The 20,105-nt window shown below is 41.7% G+C and carries 17 protein-coding genes and 3 pseudogenes; 7 read left to right on the forward strand and 13 right to left on the reverse strand.

Features of this window, described 5'->3' with window-relative positions:
• Positions 1-377: 377 nt before the first annotated feature.
• On the reverse strand, positions 378-1,355 hold the full coding sequence (locus tag ACM0OY_RS30180) for a DMT family transporter (protein WP_414572453.1): 978 nt from the start codon (positions 1,353-1,355) through the stop codon (positions 378-380).
• A gap of 450 nt (positions 1,356-1,805) precedes the next feature.
• On the opposite strand from ACM0OY_RS30180, the gene ACM0OY_RS30185 reads away from it, so the two are divergent.
• Both ACM0OY_RS30185 and ACM0OY_RS30190 read left to right on the forward strand, forming a co-directional pair.
• Positions 1,806-1,946, forward strand: coding sequence for a hypothetical protein (locus ACM0OY_RS30185; RefSeq protein ID WP_414572454.1), 141 nt, complete (start codon positions 1,806-1,808; stop codon positions 1,944-1,946).
• Between the two features lie 572 nt (positions 1,947-2,518).
• The gene (locus tag ACM0OY_RS30190) at positions 2,519-4,582 is read left to right on the forward strand and encodes an EAL domain-containing protein (protein ID WP_414572455.1); all 2,064 of its coding nucleotides are present in this window, start codon (positions 2,519-2,521) and stop codon (positions 4,580-4,582) included.
• Between the two features lie 199 nt (positions 4,583-4,781).
• Here the strand turns inward: ACM0OY_RS30190 and ACM0OY_RS30195 are convergent, their stop codons facing one another.
• The gene (locus tag ACM0OY_RS30195) at positions 4,782-5,387 is read right to left on the reverse strand and encodes a hypothetical protein (RefSeq protein ID WP_414572456.1); all 606 of its coding nucleotides are present in this window, start codon (positions 5,385-5,387) and stop codon (positions 4,782-4,784) included.
• A gap of 300 nt (positions 5,388-5,687) precedes the next feature.
• On the opposite strand from ACM0OY_RS30195, the gene ilvD reads away from it, so the two are divergent.
• The 3 genes from ilvD (at position 5,688) to ACM0OY_RS30210 (ending at position 8,581) form a co-directional block, all read left to right on the forward strand.
• Complete coding sequence (ilvD, locus tag ACM0OY_RS30200) at positions 5,688-7,379, forward strand: dihydroxy-acid dehydratase (RefSeq protein ID WP_414572467.1); 1,692 nt, start codon at positions 5,688-5,690, stop codon at positions 7,377-7,379.
• Positions 7,380-7,754: 375 nt separating this feature from the next.
• A complete protein-coding gene (locus ACM0OY_RS30205; protein ID WP_414572457.1) occupies positions 7,755-8,231 on the forward strand; it encodes a hypothetical protein in 477 nt (158 codons plus the stop codon).
• A gap of 134 nt (positions 8,232-8,365) precedes the next feature.
• On the forward strand, positions 8,366-8,581 hold the full coding sequence (locus tag ACM0OY_RS30210) for a hypothetical protein (protein ID WP_414572458.1): 216 nt from the start codon (positions 8,366-8,368) through the stop codon (positions 8,579-8,581).
• A 319-nt stretch (positions 8,582-8,900) separates the two neighbouring features.
• On the opposite strand, the pseudogene ACM0OY_RS30215 reads toward ACM0OY_RS30210, so the two are convergent.
• A pseudogene (locus ACM0OY_RS30215) lies at positions 8,901-9,053 on the reverse strand (transposase family protein); the annotation flags it as partial.
• Positions 9,054-9,217: 164 nt separating this feature from the next.
• Between ACM0OY_RS30215 and ACM0OY_RS30220 the strand changes: the two are divergent.
• Positions 9,218-9,466: a DNA cytosine methyltransferase gene (locus tag ACM0OY_RS30220; protein ID WP_414572468.1), complete on the forward strand. Its 249-nt coding sequence runs from the start codon at positions 9,218-9,220 to the stop codon at positions 9,464-9,466.
• 22 nt (positions 9,467-9,488) lie between these two features.
• On the opposite strand, the gene ACM0OY_RS30225 is transcribed toward ACM0OY_RS30220, so the two are convergent.
• The 3 genes from ACM0OY_RS30225 to ACM0OY_RS30235 all read right to left on the reverse strand — a co-directional run bounded on the left by ACM0OY_RS30225 (position 9,489) and on the right by ACM0OY_RS30235 (position 12,444).
• Positions 9,489-9,719 (reverse strand): cation transporter dimerization domain-containing protein, encoded by a 231-nt coding sequence (locus tag ACM0OY_RS30225; RefSeq protein ID WP_414572459.1) that lies wholly within the window; start codon positions 9,717-9,719, stop codon positions 9,489-9,491.
• 54 nt (positions 9,720-9,773) lie between these two features.
• The gene (locus tag ACM0OY_RS30230; protein ID WP_414572460.1) at positions 9,774-10,352 is read right to left on the reverse strand and encodes an RICIN domain-containing protein; all 579 of its coding nucleotides are present in this window, start codon (positions 10,350-10,352) and stop codon (positions 9,774-9,776) included.
• A gap of 517 nt (positions 10,353-10,869) precedes the next feature.
• Positions 10,870-12,444 (reverse strand): phytoene desaturase family protein, encoded by a 1,575-nt coding sequence (locus ACM0OY_RS30235; protein WP_414572461.1) that lies wholly within the window; start codon positions 12,442-12,444, stop codon positions 10,870-10,872.
• Between the two features lie 740 nt (positions 12,445-13,184).
• On the opposite strand from ACM0OY_RS30235, the gene ACM0OY_RS30240 reads away from it, so the two are divergent.
• Positions 13,185-13,352, forward strand: a complete 168-nt coding sequence (locus tag ACM0OY_RS30240; RefSeq protein WP_375514780.1) for a hypothetical protein — start codon at positions 13,185-13,187, stop codon at positions 13,350-13,352.
• Here ACM0OY_RS30240 and ACM0OY_RS30245 read toward each other — a convergent pair.
• The 7 genes and pseudogenes from ACM0OY_RS30245 to ACM0OY_RS30275 form a co-directional block, all read right to left on the reverse strand.
• Positions 13,353-13,478: pseudogene (locus ACM0OY_RS30245) on the reverse strand (DUF1392 family protein); the annotation flags it as partial.
• Between the two features lie 310 nt (positions 13,479-13,788).
• Entirely contained in the window at positions 13,789-14,049 is a 261-nt protein-coding gene (locus ACM0OY_RS30250; protein WP_414572462.1) for a hypothetical protein, read from the reverse strand.
• 39 nt (positions 14,050-14,088) lie between these two features.
• Complete coding sequence (locus ACM0OY_RS30255) at positions 14,089-14,268, reverse strand: hypothetical protein (RefSeq protein ID WP_414572463.1); 180 nt, start codon at positions 14,266-14,268, stop codon at positions 14,089-14,091.
• Between the two features lie 122 nt (positions 14,269-14,390).
• On the reverse strand, positions 14,391-16,595 hold the full coding sequence (locus ACM0OY_RS30260; RefSeq protein ID WP_414572464.1) for an adenylate/guanylate cyclase domain-containing protein: 2,205 nt from the start codon (positions 16,593-16,595) through the stop codon (positions 14,391-14,393).
• Positions 16,596-17,016: 421 nt separating this feature from the next.
• Positions 17,017-17,124, reverse strand: a pseudogene (locus tag ACM0OY_RS30265) (IS4 family transposase); the annotation flags it as partial.
• A 2-nt stretch (positions 17,125-17,126) separates the two neighbouring features.
• Entirely contained in the window at positions 17,127-18,113 is a 987-nt protein-coding gene (locus tag ACM0OY_RS30270; RefSeq protein ID WP_414572465.1) for a hypothetical protein, read from the reverse strand.
• 163 nt (positions 18,114-18,276) lie between these two features.
• The gene (locus ACM0OY_RS30275; RefSeq protein ID WP_414572466.1) at positions 18,277-19,917 is read right to left on the reverse strand and encodes an FAD-binding oxidoreductase; all 1,641 of its coding nucleotides are present in this window, start codon (positions 19,915-19,917) and stop codon (positions 18,277-18,279) included.
• Positions 19,918-20,105: the final 188 nt, after the last annotated feature.

A 20,105-nucleotide genomic window follows, 5' to 3' on the forward strand; every position in this document is an offset into this window, starting at 1 on the left:
GTCAAGCATTTTCAATTTTTTGCTTCATCTTTAATTTAGAAAATAGACAGGCAATCCCTATCAATTCAGGTAGTTGTAATTCAACTTAAAACATGCATGTATTATATGACAATATGCAGTTAGAAACGTTGAATTGCAATACAAGACTTTATGGTTACCTCGATCACCTATAAGTTGATAGATGTCTATGATATGAAATACCTCCTCAAAGTATTTGATGATATTTAAATACTATCGCCATTACAAAAGATACTTTATGTGGTGAATGTAATTATCAAATTATTATAAAAATGCAATCAATATAGTTTATCAACTTATTTTTACACGATTCCTTGAAATGCTACATCTTTAAAAACGGAATTTTTTGACCCAATTCCTTATGCATCTTCAGCTATAATTTTTGGCTCCTCTTTATTAACTCCCTGACCAGATTTAGCTATGTATATACCGACTAAAACTACAAAAAAAGTCAACAAATTGATAATGCTCAAGTGTTCATCAAACAAGAACCAAGCAATAGTTGTAGTTATAATAGGCTCAAGTAGAAGGCACAAAGAAATAAACCCTGAAGAAAACTGCTTGAGGGCATAACCTAGAATCCCTGCACCAATCACCTGACAGAAAAAAGCTAAACAAAATACTGGTAACCATCCTTCTAGAGAAGAAGGGAAAAGTTGATATTCTGTAAATGCAGCGACTGGAAAAGTTAAAAAAATTCTGAAAAAACATGATAACAATAGTATACTGCTTATGGAAAACTTGTCTCTAAGTTTTTCCATTACTAAAATGTTTGCGGCATAAAATACAGCAGAGAGTAAAGCTAAAGCATCACCAAGCAGATGAATGGTAGCAGTTTGCAAATCTTCAATGCCAATTGCAACGGCTCCGCCAATAGTTAGAACAGTACCGATGAGAAATCTGCTGTCAAAATTATAGCCTAATACCAGCCATCCTCCTAAAATGGCAAAAATTGGGGTCAAATTATGCAGTAAATTTGCGTTGGCTACGTTAGTCTGAGTCACAGACCAAGCCCAGGCAATGTGGGAAATGGAAATTACAATTGCAGATAGTACCAGCAGTAGTATATCAGAAGTTGTGTAAATCTCTTTTTGTGGGGAAGAATCTTTAAAGAATAGAAAAGCGAGCGCCTTACTTCCCTTCCACAGTGCAATAATAACAGTGGCTATCCAAAAACGATTGAATACCGTAGCATTAGGACCAATATACTGTTCGCTCAATTTGATAAATACTGCTGCTAGGGATAAGGTAAATACTCCTACCAGTAATAAGCAAAGCAGCATCGAAGTTGATAGTGAATTTGTCTGTTGCTGTGGTGATTCAAGTGTATTGGTCATGTTTTATTAAAGGAAAAAATAACGTATTAACTGACACCTATTCTCCCAAGTATTTAATTATTGAACAAGGACAGTTAAGACAGTTAAGCAAATTTCATAAAAACTTTAGATTTTGTCGATTAACTTTTTAACTGCGTGAGTAGTGAGGCAAAATCTGCTTTTACCTATAAAAAATTGGCAAAAAATGCCAACATATGCCTCATAAAGTAACGTCAGTAGACCGAAAAGTTTTGCGATCGCTCTAAAAAACAGATTCTAGGTCAGACTTTTGTTTAATTAACTATATATATTTTTGAAATTTTAATTCGCGCAGCTACTCAAAAAGATAGTATAGAGAACACAACTAAAGTTTTAAAAAACGTACCTACGAGCAAGAATATTTATTACCATCTAGGGAAATATTTTGAAATTACCCTTTTTCCTTTCGCCTTTAACCGAACCGTTTATGCTATGCGATCGCTCGATACAGTGAAAGTGAAGGGTAAATCAGAATTGATTAGTGTTTATCAGGTTTTTGATGCCGATACACTAGAAATTAAACAAGCTAAGTTAACCACAAAAAATTTATTTGAGCAGCCTTTAATTTTATAATTTTGCAGCAGCTTATAAGTTATTTACACAGTGTTTGCAAACTTGTGCAACTGATAGTGTGGCTCAAATTTATGTACATCGTTGTCAAAAAGTTATGCCTATTTTTAGCTGAAAATAATAAAAAATTGTAGGCCTTTTGATCTCTTGTTATATAAGTTAAAGGTAATACCATTTCTTTGTGAGGCTGCGCCAAATTCTCTTGGGTTCCTTGCTTCTTTCTTTGTGTCCTTTGTCTTGAAAAGTGACGCTCCTACGTCGCTAACGCTGCGCTAACAGAGCGCCGGTTGCTTTCCGACGCAAGGCGACAGGAACGCACTGGCTCGACTTTTCGCTGCGCCCTTTGCGGTTCGTTCCTTATATAGTTTGGCGCATCTTCATACAGAATTGGTATAAAACTGGCGACGGCGCTGCCGTTGACAATAGTTATTCGCTCAAAGATAAGTCCTATACGAACTGTTCTGGAGTTGAGAAATCACTAATGATACTTCTAAAGAAGAATAGTATTATTTATGCTTATTGAGTATAAATAATACTATTGCCGATTTTTCATATTAACTTTTCAACTAAGCTAAATGCTGCGTCTGCTTTTAATTGATGATAATGAACAAGATCGTGCTTTAGTTATCCGTAAACTGAAGTCAGAATTTTCTGATATTCAAATTGAACAAGTCGCAACAGCACAACAATATCAGCAAGCAATGGAAGCAGGTAACTTTGAGTTTGTCATCACTGACTACAGCCTGCGTTGGAGTGATGGGTTGGCTATTTTAGATCAAATCAAATCTCGCTACCCTAACTGTCCAGTAATTATGTTTACTGGTAGTGGGTCTCAAGAGATTGCCGTCGAAGCGATGAAAGCGGGACTGGATGACTACATCATCAAATCAGTAAAACACTATGTCCGTCTGCCAGTAGCTATCCGTTCAATTTTGCAACGATTAGAGCAAAAGGAAACAGCCCAAAATACTCTTGCTGAGCAAGCTCAATTGTTAGACTTGGTGGATGAAGCTATTTTTGTCCGTAATGCCAGTAGTGCAATTACATATTGGAATCGCAGTGCTGAACAACTGTACGGTTGGACGAGTGCAGAAGTACTAGGCAAGATACCCCATATTTTATTACAAACACAATTTCCGCCAACCTGCCCTAATATCGATGAAATCTTGCATCTGCAAGCAAAGTGGTCAGGTGAACTGACGCAAATGCAACGGAATGGAACCCAAATAATTGTCGAAAGCCGTCAGGTTTTAATGCGAGATGCACAAGGTCAGCCAAAAGGAGTCTTGGAAGTTAATCGAAATATTACCCAACGCAAACAGGTAGAAAAACAATTACTGCAAAGTGCGTTTTACGATGCACTCACAGGTTTAGCAAACCGAGCCTTATTTATGGAGCGTTTAAAACATGCACTTGGACAAACCAAACGCCAGGAAAATTATTTGTTTGCTGTACTGTTTCTAGATCTAGACCGATTTAAAGTGATTAATGATAGTCTGGGACACATAAAAGGAGATCAATTTCTGCTTGTGACTGCAAACAGGTTATCGCAATGTATCCGCTCAACAGATACAGCAGCACGTCTTGGGGGGGATGAATTTACAATCTTAGTAGATGGAATCCAAGATGTGTCAGACGCTATCAAAGTAGCAGGGCGAATTCAACAAGAACTGGCATTACCTTTCAATTTAGACTCTCAAGAAGTTTTCACAACGGCAAGTATTGGCATCGCTTTGAGTTCGACAGTAGAGTATGAGCAACCAGAAGATATACTCAGAGATGCCGACACGGCGATGTACAGAGCCAAGGCATTGGGTAAGGCGCGGTTTGAATTATTCAACTCTGATATGTATGCTTCTGCTCTGGCGAGATTGCAGTTAGAGACCGATTTACGTCGAGCAATTGAACGTGATGAGTTTCGAGTTTACTACCAACCAATTGTTTCGCTCACTAGTGGCTCTATTTTGGGTTTCGAGGCACTACTGCGCTGGGAGCATCCAGAACGGGGTTTGCTTAATCCTGCCGATTTTATTCCTTTAGCCGAAGAAACTGGACTAATTGTCCAAATTGGCTACTGGGTACTGTACCAAGCGTGTCGCCAAATGGAACATTGGCTAGTCAACCATCGTGATACTTCGCTACAGAAAATGAGCGTTAATCTTTCTGTCAAGCAATTTTCCCAGCGTGATTTGATTGAACGGATTGGGCAAATTTTGAATTCGACTGGTCTTGATGGTAAGAACTTAGTACTAGAGATTACTGAAAGCGCAATTGTGGAAAATAGTCAAGCAATTGAGACACTATCACAACTTCAAGAATTGGGCATTGAGTTATCAATTGATGACTTTGGTACTGGGTATTCTTCATTAGAGCGTCTTTATAACTTTCCGATTAGTGTGTTAAAAATTGACCGCTCTTTTATTAATCCAATAAGTACAGATAGTAGAAATTTAGAAATTGTTGAAATTATCGTTTCTTTGGCACATAAGCTAGGTGTAAATGTGACTGCTGAAGGAGTAGAAACAAAAGAACAACTAGCATTCCTCCAAAAATTGAAATGTGAATATGCCCAAGGATATTTTTTTTCCGAACCATTGGATAACTTAGCAGCAATAGAATTAATTAATCTTAAGGACTGATAATTTTTTCTGCTCCTAAGTATCGCTAGCTAGGTTTCATATCATGTTCGGGTGAAGACTTATCATTAGGACTGACGCGGAAGGGGACGCGGGAACGCGGAGAAATTTTAATAATAAGTGATTATCCGAACTTGATATCAATCGAGGTGGGCGGTTAAAGACAACCCAAAATAAACCAAGGGAGCTATTGAGGCAATGCCTAAACTTGGCATTGATTAAAAGGTTCTCGAATAAAATAGAGTGCATCGCGTTTTTCAACTTCCACACCGCCTCTATTCCAGCTTCCCCAACGAGTTATAAGTTTTTTCTGGCGATCGCGACGCTCAATCGCAATAGTAAAGTTATTACGGAGTTCCCGATAGCATCCATCCAAATTAGTCAAGGTCAAATCCAGTACTGGAATATTAAATTTATTTTCACCTTTATTGACAACAAAAAATCCTTCACTGCCTCGCTCCATTAACAATACAGTCGGACTATCAACGGCTGCCAAAACATTTTCTTTAATATTTTTTCCCTGATTTCCTCGTTGATGCATAATCTGGCGGAATTTGACACCAGACTTTATCCAAGAAGCATCTTTATTATCCCTGTTCAGTATTAGAGGAGTACCACTTTCTCTTGCGAGGACATAGGCTGTTGCTAGTAAAGAGTCAGAAGGATCGCTGTAGGGATTGATGGCATTGGAATTAATCTCGCGGATAGTATCATGGTTGCTGCCAAAGGTGACGCTACGCGGATCGTTTATGCCTGTAGGAACTCGCAGCGATCGCAAATCTCCACCGAAGCTGAAGGCATTTTTCATGGAGTTGTAGAGAACAAAATCTGTAACAGCAGCAATCCAGTTATAATTTTCTGCACTGGTGTCGCTATCTGTGATTACCTCAAGATAATTCCATGCTTTTCCTTGGCTGTATCGAGCTACATAGTTGATGTACTCTTTGATAACAACCTACAGCAAAGTAGTGCAGATATCATAGTTTCAGATTTTTGATACTTTATAAATATCAATTTTGAAGAAATATATATTGGACATCTCAAAAAAGTCTACCTATGATACTCCTACAGAGATTTGAGCGAGGCCAGAGCAATGGGTGAAAAAATAATGTCAGAGAATTTCAGAAGTAAAGTTGTCACACAAGGGGTGCAGCGATCGCCAAATCGCGCTATGCTGCGTGCAGTAGGTTTTCAGGATGAAGATTTTAACAAAGCAATTGTGGGTGTGGCTAATGCCTACAGCACCATCACTCCCTGTAACATGGGGATTAATCAACTAGCACTCATAGCTGAAGCTGGAATTAAACTAGCCGGGGCAATGCCGCAAATGTTCGGCACAATTACTATAAGTGATGGGATTTCTATGGGAACTGAAGGGATGAAATATTCCCTCGTCTCACGAGAAGTGATTGCTGACTCCATTGACACCGCCTGTAATGGTCAAAATATGGATGGCGTAATTGCCATCGGTGGCTGTGATAAAAATATGCCAGGGGCGATGATTGCAATGGCACGGATGAATATCCCGGCTATCTTTGTTTATGGTGGGACAATTAAACCAGGACACTACAACGGACGCGACTTGACTATTGTGAGTTCCTTTGAGGCTGTGGGTGAATACAGTGCTGGCAAAATTGACGACACCGAACTGATGGAGGTAGAACGCCGCGCTTGTCCTGGTGCTGGTTCTTGCGGTGGAATGTACACAGCCAATACTATGTCCTCGGCCTTTGAAGCGATGGGCATGAGTTTACCCTATTCTTCCACAATGGCGGCAGAAGATATCGAAAAAGCCGATAGCACTGAAGAATCAGCCAAGGTATTAGTAGAAGCAATTCGCAATCAACTTTTACCCCGGCAAATTATCACGCGCAAATCTATAGAAAATGCTATTTCTGTAATTATGGCTGTGGGTGGTTCAACTAACGCCGTGTTACATTTTCTAGCGATCGCTCATGCGGCTGGTGTAGAACTTAATCTAGATGATTTTGAAACTATCCGCGATCGTGTCCCTGTTTTATGCGATTTAAAACCTAGTGGTAGATATGTCGCCACAGATTTACATCAAGCTGGTGGTATTCCCCAAGTGATGAAAATGCTATTGGTGCATGGATTACTTCACGGTGACTGTATCACCATCACCGGTAAAACCATCGCCGAAATTTTAGCAGATGTCCCCGATGAACCACCAAGCAATCAAGATGTGATTCGTCCTTGGAATCACCCGATGTATGCCCAAGGTCACTTAGCCATCCTGAAAGGGAATCTCGCTACAGAGGGAGCAGTAGCAAAAATTACCGGAGTTAAAAATCCCAGTATTACTGGTTCTGCACGGGTATTTGACTCCGAAGAAGAATGCTTAGATGCCATCCTTGCAGGTAAGATTAAAGTCGGTGATGTCATTATCATCCGCTACGAAGGCCCTATTGGCGGCCCTGGTATGCGGGAAATGTTGGCACCCACCTCAGCAATTATTGGTGCGGGTTTAGGTGATGCAGTCGGGTTAATTACTGATGGACGCTTTTCCGGGGGTACTTACGGGATGGTAGTCGGACATGTTGCTCCCGAAGCCGCCGTTGGTGGTGCGATCGCTCTGGTGGAAGAAGGTGATAGCATCACTATTGATGCTAATTCTCGCTTGTTACAAATAAACATAGACGATGCAGAATTAGCTAGTCGCCGCGCCAAATGGCAACCCCGTCCACCCCGTTATACAAAAGGCATCTTAGCAAAATATGCTAAGTTAGTTTCCTCTAGCAGTGTTGGTGCCGTTACAGACTTGGATTTATTTAATGAGTAGGACTTACGCATTGACGGAAAATACCAAATATGGATGATTGAAAAACCACATCTGTCGTAGGGGCACAGCAGTGCTGTGCCCCTACACCCAGGGTCTATTTACCATCAAAGAATGATTAATAAAAGCCTGAAACGACCTATGCATGGAAACGCACACCATGATTAATTTGTACAGTGCGTAAGTCCTATAGACGATACCTCTCAAGTTAGAGATAAATTGTGTGCTGTGGTAGAGAATTTTTTGATTCCACTTCAGTAAAGTAGATATAAACAAATTATTAGAAAAATCCTAATTTTCCTACTCTTTAGCAGAGAAAAAATAGCTGTTAACCTTATATGTTAGCAGATAAATAGTTCTAAAATAACAATAAAAAACATGGATAACACAAACAACGTTGATACTAGTAAAAATAATTTGATTAAGCATACAAAAATCAGTGAAACTGATATGGATTTATCGTCTAACGAACCCAAACAGATAACTAAAACAATTAATATAGATGGCGAGCGTCCAGTTGACCCTAGTAACATTGAGGTTAAGGAAACAATTAATATAGATGGTGAGCGCCCAATTCTGAAAGATGAAAATTATGGCAGTCAAACAATTGATATAGATGGTCAACGCCCGATTGCTAAGAGTAATTTTCAAGACCATGACACGCTAAACATAGACGGCAAACGTCCAATTGATCCTAGTGATTTGGAGGTTGAGGCTATTCTTGACATAGATGGGCAACGTCCGATCGCTAAGAGTAATTTTCAAGTTCAAGATACTCTAGATATAGACGGTAGTCGCCCAATAGCTTCAGATAACGGTGTTGATTCGCCTCTGCCAATAGATTATCTAGAATAAAACACAACCTTCCTTGACTATCGCGCTCCAATTAAAAATTAAAAACACAGATGCGGGAACTATAACTAATTAGGCGGACATGATATCAGTGTATCGCTTCGCTCAACTTCGCTCCCTTAGTTGGTTGAGCGAACTTGTACCCACAGTTAAAGCTAAAAGTCCGACTCACGCAAAGCATTAGTGAAGGTAGCAGCAGTACTGTAAGCATATTTGGCAGACAAAATAGCGTTCGATCGCAACGTCGTCAAGATAATGATAATGGCAAAGCTGAGGTAGAATTGCCGCAACCGACTCCTCTAACACCACAGGAGGAAGTGCTGGTAAAAGAGGTATGGAACGAATGGCACTAAGAAAACGTAAAACCTAGTCAGGGCAGGGTGTAGGGGGTAGGGTGTCGGGTGTAGGGAAAAAATCAAGAAAATTAAAAACAAGTGCGAACATTAATAAACTTCTTTGCTACGCAACGAGTAGCGCGAACGCCACTACACCCCAATACCTGCAACCCCACACCCAAAAGCAGAGATGAATATTGGATTTGCCGATAACAAGCGTGCCATTCGGTATGGAACAAACTGCGATCATGGAAAGAACTTCAGATGGAAAAGTTCTTCAAGCGTCTGTTACTGGAAGAACTAGACTTGCAATATCTGTTTGGCGAAGCGATCGACAGTCAATTGCCACCCAACTATCTGCTCCACAGATTACTGCACACAAAGCAATGGTCAAAATGTCAATCAACTTATGTAGCCTTGTGCGATCTACTCTTGGATCTTCCATCTGTGCAAAATGGTCAGCTATTGTGATTTTCAGCTTGAGCTTCACGCCTTCCTTGGGCAATATTGCTACTTTTACAATGACTTTACCATCACAGCCTCATTGCTCAACTTCCATCCCAGAGTGCGATCGCTACCTTTTTTCTGACTTTAGTATCTATGTACTATATTTAGATGCGTTCGCCCTGGGGGCATCTGCCAGCTAATACTGTAGTGCCCTCGCATTTCACCGACCACAAAGGCTGCAACCGCAATAAATTTGCAGATATCTGGTTCCCCGATGGTACTGTCAAATCTTTGTCTATCCAAGCTGCTGCAATTTTGCAAGGTTTTCCGTCTTGGTATGAGTTGCCAAAAGAAGCTGCTACGGCTGGGTCAATCATTGGCTACTCTGTGCCACCTAGCTTTGCCACACAGTTATTCGCTCACATTCAACGACAATTAACCGAGGCCATTGGATGATAAACTACGCTCTAGTTCTATATCATCCCAAGATGCAGGGTCTTCTTTTGGTTCGAGATGAGTAGATAATACTAGTTCCTGGGAGTGCTTGGATTATCTTTAACTCAATCTGTTCGCATAAATTGTGTCCTTGCCTGACTGTCCAAGCTCCTGGTACTAAAACATGGAACGAAATAAAGCGACGTTTTCCAGCCAGCCTTGAACGCAGAGCGTGAAACTGGATGTTGAACCTGGAGTTCTTACGGTGGCTCATGGGGTTTCCATTGGAGTAGCTAAGGGCATTCCAGGCAACTACGAGAGCCGAGAGCTACAGCTTGACTCTCAGTGTCCAAGTGCGTGATGGGTCGCTATCGCAGTTGTATTGAAGAACTGTTACGTTGTTTTCAGTACTTCTTCCCCCAGCAATAGTGAGGCACTTGTTGGTTTGCACATTCCTAATTTGATAAACACCAGCGCCTGTCACATCGGTTATCCTCCAAGTGCGTGATGGGTCGCTATCGCAGTTGTATTGAAGAGCTGTTACGTTGTTTTCAGTACTTCTTCCCCCAGCAATAGTGAGGCACTTGTTGGTTTGCACATTCCTAATTTGATAAACACCAGCGCCTGTCACATCGGTTATCCTCCAAGTGCGCGATGGGTCGTTATCGCAGTCGAATTGGAGTGCCTCGACGTTGTTTTGAGTACTCACTCCTCCTGCAATAGTGAGGCACTTGCCTGTTTGCACATTAATCAGCATCAGATCGTTGGTGGGGGTTGCAGCAAGTAAGACAGAGGAAGGAACGGCAGCTAGCAGCCCTGCTGCAAATAGACCGTACAGGCCAAATCCTCTGGCTCGCAACAAAATATTTATCATGACAATAATGGGGTCATTTTGATAGGAAGGCATAAATCTCTCCGTACTTGAATGGAAAATATCAATTATTATCTGCACTAAGTTCTATATCTCATAATCCGTGAGGTATGCACTCAGCTAACAAATCCCCTTGCTATTAAACGCTGAGAAATCAGTGGCATAACGACCCCAAACTCAGCAAAGGCAAAGGTGGGTAGTGACGCCTAACTATTTATTGGATTGATTTTTCCCATATAGCACTCACATAGGGTGAACTATATTGCCAGTCCCAATGGTATTTCTCTTTTAAGGGTGAATATATTGCAAGCTGTGCATCTATTACCCCTGTAAGGGGGTATGAGTAACATTCGCGCAGAAAACCGGGTTAAGAGGTATTACATGAGTAATAAAGCATATTTAAAGGCTGAAACCCTTATTTTCTCGTTGAGTAGTGACTCGATAATAAGTTGAAGTTAATGACGTTCGTTATCAGGAAAATCCTTAGCGAATAAGGCTTTTAAGCTTATCCCGATTTTCTGTTCTGATGATACTCATACCCCAGCTTTCTTTGTCACCTTCTCATGATGGTTGCCATAATCTTAAAAAAGCCGAATGCTCCATTTAAAACACCTGCTGTTTTCACTCCACCCATCATCGCTCCCATAATGCCGAGTGAAAGTGTATCGACTCCGGTCAGGTATAGATTTTTAATTGGTGTTCTAGCCCCGATCCAGGATTGATCCAGGCGTTCAGGAATACAGGGAATGCCGAAGATAGCACCGCGATCGCTAGCGTCAAAGTGTTCCACCGTCAGTGGAGTCGAGAGTTCGGCATACTCAATCAAATCCTGAAAGCCAGGGTAGTGGCGCTCCACTAACTGAATCAGGGATTGGGTAATTTGGGCTTTGAGTTCAGTGTAATCCGCGCCTCGCCGTCGCCAGGATTGTTCCCGCCACTGCGAAAAGAAATCATAGTCAACGTGGGCAATAATTTCTGCCGTATGCCCCTCAGATAATGGATCTTTAAGCGATGGAAATGAGAGATAGCAGAATTTAGCGACAGGGATGGGTGGATCTTGGGCAATTGCGTCGTGGTTATAGGTCGTGTAAATCCAATGGTTCTCACCCCGAAATCCCAGTTGCTGTGGACTCTCTTTGAACCCTAAATATACCGTCACCATACTGCTACTTTTTGGAAACGCTTGAATTTTCTGGCGCTCTGCCAGTGGGTAGCTGGGTGGAATCAGCTTGACATAAGTATTGAAGGCTCCGGCATCAGATACCACAATAGGTGCAAAGTATGTTTCCAGGTCTGCCAAGGCATGTGCTGTATCTTGGGCTTTCACTCCCACTGCCACCCCGGATTCCAACAAGATTTCTGTGACTCGGCGTTGGGTGATGACGACACCACCCCCCTGTTCAATCACGGGAATAATGGCAAAGGCGATCGCCTTTGCCCCACCCACAGGATACCAGCCGCCCTTAAAATAATGGGTAACAATCGCACCATGAATGCCAAAGCAACTTTGGGATGGCGGTAAGCCATAATCTGCCCACTGGGAAGCCAGTAATGCTTTGAGTTGGACATCTTGAAAATGTCTGTTCAAATAATGCTGGGTTGTTTGTCTAGCAATGGCCCCGAAATGACGAACAAACCGCCTGAGTAGAGGATGCAGCAATACCGGAAATAGCTCCAACATTGAATGCGCTCCAAACCAAAATGCTGCTTTCTGGACATCCTTAAAGTACCGCCGAATGGCTGTCTGCTCGCGAGGAAAGCGCTGGATTAGATCGGACTCAAAGCGATTGGGGTCAGAATAAACCTCAAAGGTGAAGTCCGGGTAGACAAATTTTTCAAACGGATCGGGCATCTTGTGCCAATTCAAATTCCCATTGGTGAGATAGTCAAACACAGCTTTGCCAGTGCCTCCATCTCCCATATTTCCAACATAGTGCAGCCCCACATCCCAACTAAATTTTCTCTTGCGCTCAAAGGTATGGGTGAATCCCCCAGGGGTGAAATGCTGTTCTAACACTAAAACGCTTTTGTTATAAAGCTTAGATAGGAGCGCGGCAACCGTCAACCCACCAATTCCAGAGCCAATCACAATTGCATCAAACCGCTGCTGTCGAGTTGTTGTGACCATAGTTACTCTAATACAAGAATGTAGATGTTGTCGCTGTCAACTTCAAGTAAGTTACATTTTGTCAAAACAAATTAGATGCGTTTCCCCTCTATTTAAATGCGTTTGCCCTGGTTTTCTAATGGGATGAGTTTAATTGGAGGCAAGGAATCTTTGACTAAATTTTCAGGCGATCGCATTTTCTAGTTCTCAGTTAAATATTAAACACCAGCTTCAGTCAATGCTTGGGAAAAATCGTCAATTAAATTCAAACTCTCTGCCCATTGTGTTAAATATGCATAATCCAAGCTTTCTGCTTGCAACTTGAGTATTCCCAGCACATCTATCCGCTCCGGTTGGACTTCAATTACTAAATCTAGATCGCGAGTTAAACTATTAATTCTCGCTTGCTGCCTCTATCCTCCTGCCGTTGGATTTGCTGCCATTCAATTTCTCTTTAATTGTGCGGGTAGAAGCAATAAGTATTTTCACTATATTTGGCATGAATTACGATGTCAATTTTCTCACATTCTTATGCGCTTATTGCGAAAATAAAAGGTTTTGGAGCTAAAATACACATATTGCCGCAAGATTAGATTATAAAGTCACAGTCGTGTTTATGATGTTGGCTTGCTCAGTCTCTTGTGAAAGTATGGAATGAACGAGCTTCGCTTTTTCTAACTCCAAAAACTTTTGGAAAACCCTAAAACTACTCTTCTTATTGAGTGACAGTTTATAATATTCTATAAATATGATTAAGAAAAATGATTAAGCCTAAAAATGTGTATCGCGGACACTCAATGGAAAAAGTTGGTCACGGTAAAAGAGCGGTATTTAAAACAACTATCAACGAAAAAGAATGGTCTGCTGTGACTGAATTAGAGGTAAAAACAGCAATTGATGCTTGGATTGATCAAGGAATAGAGCCTTAGTTATTGCCTGCATAGCTTAAAAATGCGCTGGACAATCCGAATCGATGACCCATCACCGTAAAATCGAAACTCGACCAACTCACCGAGTCGAAACATAGGTTTTTCTTTAGTGTTCGGTTGTAAGTTGCCTGTGCCGACGCAAGGGAAACCCCACGTAAACTGTAGGCAAGATTTGCAGTACTTCTACAGAAGTATAAATAGTTGTCCGAGTATAGACTGAATGTTGGTAAAAGATGATTATAGTAAATTTATATACTCTATTGATGTGAATAACTCGGTAGAGTATTTTTGTGAAAGTGCGCCTATGGTAAGCGATCGCCCTCCATAGCGTGCGGTTCTTCTCTTAGGGTGATGGTGCAAAGGTTGAAAGACGAATGGGAACCAGTGGCTGTCAAAATCCGGCTGCTGCTGTCTAGCGTTAATCAATAATATGAGCTTATGTAATGAAATTGTCACTTTTGGCTTCATCGACTTGTGCATTAGCAGAGTTAACTTTTTCTTTTGCTGACTGAACTTGAGAGTTCGCTATGTCCACCTGGTGTCTTGAAAATATTCCTAAACTTACTGCCCCCAAAACTGCAACAACCAAAACAACAAACCCAATGCTAATTCGCCGTTGAGCTTTCTTATTTGCCTCACTGAGCAATTGATTTCTCGCTTCTACCGCCTCTTTATCCTGCCTCTCCCTCTCTATCACAGCTTCTTTTTCTTGGGCTATGTCATTTTGTAATCTTACTTAGTTTTTGTCAGTAAATAAGATGCGATCGCTGCGTTGCTGAACTTGCTGTATGTGTTCCCGGTTGTGGTAGTAAAGCTGTTTTTTACCAATTTGGCGATCAAATACCTGCAAGGCAAATTGTTGGACGCAGGCGATCGCATCTGCAAATGTAGTGGGTAGATAAGTTGAAGTTGTCATGGAAGGAGCTATAGGAAAAGGCAGAAGGCACAAGGCACAAGGGAAAAGATTGACTGGTCAGCGTTTCAGTATTTGGCGAGAGTCAAGAGTCGCCTTGGCGACTGCTATAAATTGAACGAATTTTACTTCTGTGTAAATGCCCATACGCCATTCCAATTGGCTGGAGTACCTTCTAGCAGCAATTCTTGGACTCGTTCTAGATAGAGTTTGGCAGTCTTATCGAGAGGGTTCACTGCAAGTACCTGTTCAAAACAGGCTTTGGCATCACTGAAGTTGCCCCGACAGTAGTGTTGAAGTCCCCGCTCAAAGGTTTGCAAGGTGTCAAGTTTTAGTTTTCGGATTGCTTCTGTTTCGGCATCGAGTACTTCGTAAACCGCGATCGGTTCAGTTCTACCCTTAACGATCGCTCGATCCAAAAAGCGAATTTTGTACTGCTCTGGGTTGCTCAATCGCTCCAAGACCTCTTCAGAAATTAGTAATGAAACACCATAGAACTTTGTCAATCCTTCTAAACGAGCAGTCAGATTCACATTATCAGAGAACGCATCCCCTTGAATCCGGTTGTGTTCCCCTACCATGCCCACCATCATGTGTCCAACGTGGATACCCATGCCTACATCAATTGGCAAGTAGCCTTGAGATTCTAGTTTCCGGTTGTATTTCTGTACCCGTTTGAATTTATCAACTCCTGCGGCAACGGCATCATCCACACCATTAGGAAAGACTGCCATCATGCCATCACCCAAGAACTTCACTACAAAACCATCATGGGCGCGAATTTCTGGAGAAACCTGTCGCAGGTAAGCATTGACAAAATCGAAATTCTCTTTGGGAGTCATGTTCTCGGATAGGGTTGTAAAGGAGCGAATATCCGAGAACATGACCGCCATCTCTTTGCTGACGTGATCGCCCAGTTCGATGTCTGTTACCTCGTGCTTGTTGAGAAACTTGAGATATTCGGGGGGAAAGAACCGGGCAAAGGAATTCTTCTGAGTTTCCAATCTCTCGAAGGATTCCTGGAGTTGAAACGCCATGCGGTTAAACGAATCAGCCAGCTTCTCAATCTCGATGATGCCGTTAGCTTCAACGTGTTGATCGAGATTTCCACTGGCAATCTCTTGAGATGCCGTGTTAAGTTTGAAAATTTGGTGGCTGATCCAACGAGACGTAAGAACACCGATCGCAGTTGCCGCCACAAATGTCAGTACGCACAGCAGAATCGTGGTGCGAGTATTGGCATTGATCCGTGCCATGAAATCATTTTCAGGAACAACCACCACCGCTAGCCAGTTGATACCCCGACCATCCTGAATTGGCATCACCTGAACGTAGTGCCACACACCGTTAATTTGAAACTTTAGGTGTTGACTGCTCTTAATGGCCTCAAACAGGCCGAAATGCTGGCGTAAATATCGGGCAGTAGCAGTCACTGTGGCATTTTGACTATCAGCGGCTGGCATTCGCTCAATCTTGCGATCGTCTCCTTTGCCACCTTTAACCTGGAATGGCTCCGGAATGGTTGAACTGACGACCAAATGTCCCGACGGCTCCATGATAAAGCTCTGTCCGTGGGGACTAATGTAAAGCTGTTTCAGGAAGTTTGTGATTCGCATCAAGGTGATGTTAATGCTCAAAACCCCCAGCAGCTTGCCGTTCGAGTCGTAGACAGGACGGACTGGAGAAATCCCCAAAGACGTATTCTCACGGGAAAAGAATGGATAAATTGGACTCCACGTAGGTTTACGAGCTTGCACGGCGGCTCTATACCAGGGGCGGTAGGTGGTATCGTACTTCGCCGATTTCAACCGCTTTTGTCGATTGCCGCGATCGTCCAGCAAGTAGATTTCGCGCATCGGCTCAGTAGCTTTGGTGCGAATTTTGAGTTGAATTGTGCCATCCTCTCGATGTTCCACACCAACAAACTCGTCCTGCTCGTTCCCAAAAGACAGATAGCTCTCTAAGTCACCCTGTCGCACTACCTGCCAGAAATAGCGTTGCAATCCTTCAAAGTCATCAAGCTTTAAATTGCCACTTTGGATACCCGCATCGGTGAGTTTCAGAACATTATAAGATTTATTCAAATAGTCCAAAACGTGTTGCTTAATGCGGGCACTAATTTCACCATTCAACTGAATTGCCAGATCATCGATCGCCTGCTGTCCATTGCGGAAAGAGAACCACCCCACCAAGCCAGTTGACGCAATAATGGGAATAATAAATGGAACAATCAGAACAGTTCGCAGACGAAACTTTTTTGAGCGACTTGCTTTTTTAATAGTTGCGTAAGTCCTATATAGAAAAAGCGGTTTGTAGTTTATCGATTTCATCTTGTCTATCTGATGATTTTATCTGTGCGGTGGAATTACTATTAGCTATATCCTGAGAAATTTTTACTAATTCACTCAGCTTTTGAACTATGAGCTTACTAAAATACAAACCAAAGACAATGGCAATTATCAGACAAATTATTAAAGATATTAATATTAATAAAGTCAGAAATGTTAAATCCTTATACAAAACTTTACATATCTAGTTACACTAGCTCTAAAAAGATTAAATGACTTAACAAAACATAATTTCATTAAACCAATTAACATAAGTAGAAGGACTAAATTAAACCTAACTTGAGATGATCGGGTTTCGACTCCGCGGTAATCGAGCGGAGTCGAGATTCAACCCTCGTCTAGTCGGCTTATCGAGCATTGAGCGTAGTCGAAATGCGTCTTATAAATAATTGTATCCATCTACTTAACTGATTTTTTGAAACATACAAGATTGTAAATAGCGAAGTTTATCTAATAGCGTATGTCCCCATTGTTGTGGGATAGATAATATATGTAAAATTAGATAGGCTATATTCAATTTTTGATTAATCGCTCAAATTCAAAAAATTTGATTAACACTTCTAAAGATGTTTGTTCATTTGTAGGGGTAGTTGCTTCAATTTCTTGTATGGTTTCTAGATTTAGATATTGAAAAACTGCTTGGGTTAACGTGGTGATTGCATCTGCTGGTAAAGAAGCCAACTCACGAGAGAGCCGATTTAGGCGAGATTTAGCAAAATTAACTTGAAATTTTGCACGTTTGAGTAAACGTTGTCTAATATTTTCATACAGTTCTGGGTTATCTGTAGCCAGAGTTCGCACGCTCTGATTTTTAATGATAGGAATAATGTCTGGATTTTCTTCTAAAAAGAGTAGGCTACCTTCTTGGTTATAAGATGCTATTCCTTCGATTCCTAAAGAACCAATATCCGCTAGAGCAATGATGCAAGCTATTGGTGAAATAGGTTGGTTCTGATTATAAAGAGAGGGTTGATAAATGGCTTGCTCTGTTGTATCGTAATCACAAATGGTAGCGGCGATCGCTTCTTGAATGATTCCCAAATCTGCATCTGTGAAAAGAGCCGTACTTTTTGGATAAGATGCTGATATTTGTTGATTTAAAACTTGTATATAATTCAATAGGATTTCTATAGTTGCATTTTCACTGACACCCGCTTCTCGTCGTCTGGATGTGTGCGGTTGATGGGGCATAAAGATTTGCACTAAATCATGAGCGATCGCACAAAGATCCAGTAACAATTCCATCCTCTTAATTGTCTCTACATCAGCTGACAAATAAGGACGAATGACTTGAAAAATTAATTGAGCGCGTTGCTGTACAGCCATCAAATGATCTTTTGTATGGTAGTACAATTGCTTTTCGATAATTTCACGCTCAAACTCTGCTAGAACAAATTTATTTACCCTAGCAACACTTTCAGTAAAATTACTACTGATATAGAGTATATTTTCTGTGGGTATTTGCTGGGAAAGCCAGTTTTGTTGGTTTTGTGAATTCATCTCTATTAGGAATCAAACATTTGAAACACCTTGTAAAAGTAAGATTAGATGCTGCTTACTTCAAGCTGGAATATTTGAGTTGAGTCTAATTTTGTAGAACAGATAAATTTATAACGGCGTATAAAATAATTGCCCAAAAACAGGGTAATTAATTTATTCGATCCTAAGCATCGATCGCAACTCGGTCTCTAGGGTGAGCAATACAAGCGAGAATATAGCCTTCCTCCTGTTCGCTTTCATCGAGAGCATCAGGTTCTCCTATATACTTGACTTCTCCTTGAAGCTTCCGTGTTTTACAACTACCGCAGACTCCACTGCGACAACTACTGTCAATCGCCACTCCTTCTTGTTCAGCTAACTCTAGAATCGGATCTTCTCCAGTACAGGTAATTTCTTTGCCAGACTTGGAAAACACTAGAGTAAAAGAGCCTGTTGTTTTAACTGGAAGAGTAGCTGGGGTGGAAATTATTGGCTTTGGTACTACTGTTGTCACTTTGGTAACTTGCTCAGTGATTACTTGAGCCGGAACCGATGGCTGGAGTTTTGCCTTTTTCGCCCCGCCAAAACTTTCTTCATAGTAGTTTTGCATGGGGAATCCGATTTGCTCTAGCATAGTTTTTACCCCTTGCATAAAAGCATTCGGCCCGCAGACATATACTGTGCGCTGCCAAAAATCAGGAGCGATCGCATACAGCATTTGTTCGTTGAGTCTGCCCATAAAACCATACCATGCTTGACCTGCGTCGGGTCTGGTAATGGCGATCGCTAAACGAAACTTAGGTTGGCGGCTAGATATTAACTCTAGTTCCTGGCGATAAATAATATCACGAGGACTGCGGGCGCAATGGAAAAAGACAATATCGCAATCAGCAGCAGTGTCCATCATCCATCGTGACATAGACATCATCGGTGTAATACCACTCCCAGCAGAAATAAACAATAGTTTTTGACTGGGGTTGGCAAAACAAGTGAATTTTCCCAAAGGGCCGCTGACTTTGATTTCACTACCGACTCTCAGATTGTCGTGCAACCAATTGGAAACTAAACCAGGCGGTACATCCAAAACATCTGGTGGTGCAGGAACACGCTTGACTGTAATTTCTAAAGTGTGGGGTCGTGAAGGAGTTGAAGAGATTGAGTAAGAGCGTTTGACTGGTTTATCGTTGATTTCCAGGTTCAGCGTCATAAACTGACCGGGTTGGTAGGTAAATAATATTGGTGGGTCAGCAGCAAAGCGAAACGTCTTCACATCATCAGTTTCGTCAATTATTGCTACACAACGAACCATTAAATCGCCTTTTGTCCATCGACTGATTTGTTCTGGCGGCACAAGTGCGATCGGCATATACTCACTAGGCGAACGAGTCGGCTGACTTGGTTGCTGACTCACTTGGGGAATAGGGATGGTGTATGTCGCCTGTGGAAGAGTTGGTGTTTGGCTTTGGGCTTCCAGAACTGGTGCGACCTCTGCCTTATCTGTTGCCGATCCGGTTGCTTCAACAGTGAGGATAAATTCGCCAATCCGAATAATGTCATCCTTTTTCAGGAGATATTTTTGGTTTAGACCCGCCGCTTGGTCATTAATGCGGGAGCCAGTCAGGCTAGCCAGATCAGAGAAGTAATATTCGCCCTCTTCATAGCGGATACTACTGTGAACTCGGCTAACTTCAACACTGGGCAGGACTATACCACAATTGCGAGAGCGACCCATAAAACATTCGCCATTAATCATAACTTCTGGCGATATGTCTAACTCTTGTCTCTCTGTGGGTATTTTTGAGTTTAACAGTTTGATTTTGAGCATACTAACCTTCCTAAGTTTCAATCATTAGGTATGGGGCACTTGTACAGAGCGAAGTCGTTGGCGTAGCCTCTCCAAGAGTTGTATTGGGTATTGGAAAGCACGAGGTAAAAGAGTGGAGTTCAAAGACTCATCAACGAAGCTCTGAGGTTCATTTACAAAGCTCTGAGGTTCATTTACAAAGCTCTGAG

Origin of the sequence: Nostoc sp. CCY 9925 (genome assembly GCF_963920935.1) — a bacterium.
GTDB lineage: Bacteria > Cyanobacteriota > Cyanobacteriia > Cyanobacteriales > Nostocaceae > Nostoc.

Excerpts from the sequence above, each read along its gene's own strand:
- ACM0OY_RS30180 (WP_414572453.1), bottom strand. The coding sequence starts at position 1,355 with ATGACCAATACACTTGAATCACCACAGCAACAGACAAATTCACTATCA.
- ACM0OY_RS30185 (WP_414572454.1), top strand. The coding sequence starts at position 1,806 with ATGCGATCGCTCGATACAGTGAAAGTGAAGGGTAAATCAGAATTGATT.
- ACM0OY_RS30190 (WP_414572455.1), top strand. The coding sequence starts at position 2,519 with ATGCTGCGTCTGCTTTTAATTGATGATAATGAACAAGATCGTGCTTTA.
- ACM0OY_RS30195 (WP_414572456.1), bottom strand. The coding sequence starts at position 5,387 with ATGAAAAATGCCTTCAGCTTCGGTGGAGATTTGCGATCGCTGCGAGTT.
- ilvD (WP_414572467.1), top strand. The coding sequence starts at position 5,688 with ATGTCAGAGAATTTCAGAAGTAAAGTTGTCACACAAGGGGTGCAGCGA.
- ACM0OY_RS30205 (WP_414572457.1), top strand. The coding sequence starts at position 7,755 with ATGGATAACACAAACAACGTTGATACTAGTAAAAATAATTTGATTAAG.
- ACM0OY_RS30225 (WP_414572459.1), bottom strand. The coding sequence starts at position 9,719 with ATGAGCCACCGTAAGAACTCCAGGTTCAACATCCAGTTTCACGCTCTG.
- ACM0OY_RS30230 (WP_414572460.1), bottom strand. The coding sequence starts at position 10,352 with ATGCCTTCCTATCAAAATGACCCCATTATTGTCATGATAAATATTTTG.
- ACM0OY_RS30235 (WP_414572461.1), bottom strand. The coding sequence starts at position 12,444 with ATGGTCACAACAACTCGACAGCAGCGGTTTGATGCAATTGTGATTGGC.
- ACM0OY_RS30240 (WP_375514780.1), top strand. The coding sequence starts at position 13,185 with ATGATTAAGCCTAAAAATGTGTATCGCGGACACTCAATGGAAAAAGTT.
- ACM0OY_RS30255 (WP_414572463.1), bottom strand. The coding sequence starts at position 14,268 with ATGACAACTTCAACTTATCTACCCACTACATTTGCAGATGCGATCGCC.
- ACM0OY_RS30260 (WP_414572464.1), bottom strand. The coding sequence starts at position 16,595 with ATGAAATCGATAAACTACAAACCGCTTTTTCTATATAGGACTTACGCA.
- ACM0OY_RS30270 (WP_414572465.1), bottom strand. The coding sequence starts at position 18,113 with ATGAATTCACAAAACCAACAAAACTGGCTTTCCCAGCAAATACCCACA.
- ACM0OY_RS30275 (WP_414572466.1), bottom strand. The coding sequence starts at position 19,917 with ATGCTCAAAATCAAACTGTTAAACTCAAAAATACCCACAGAGAGACAA.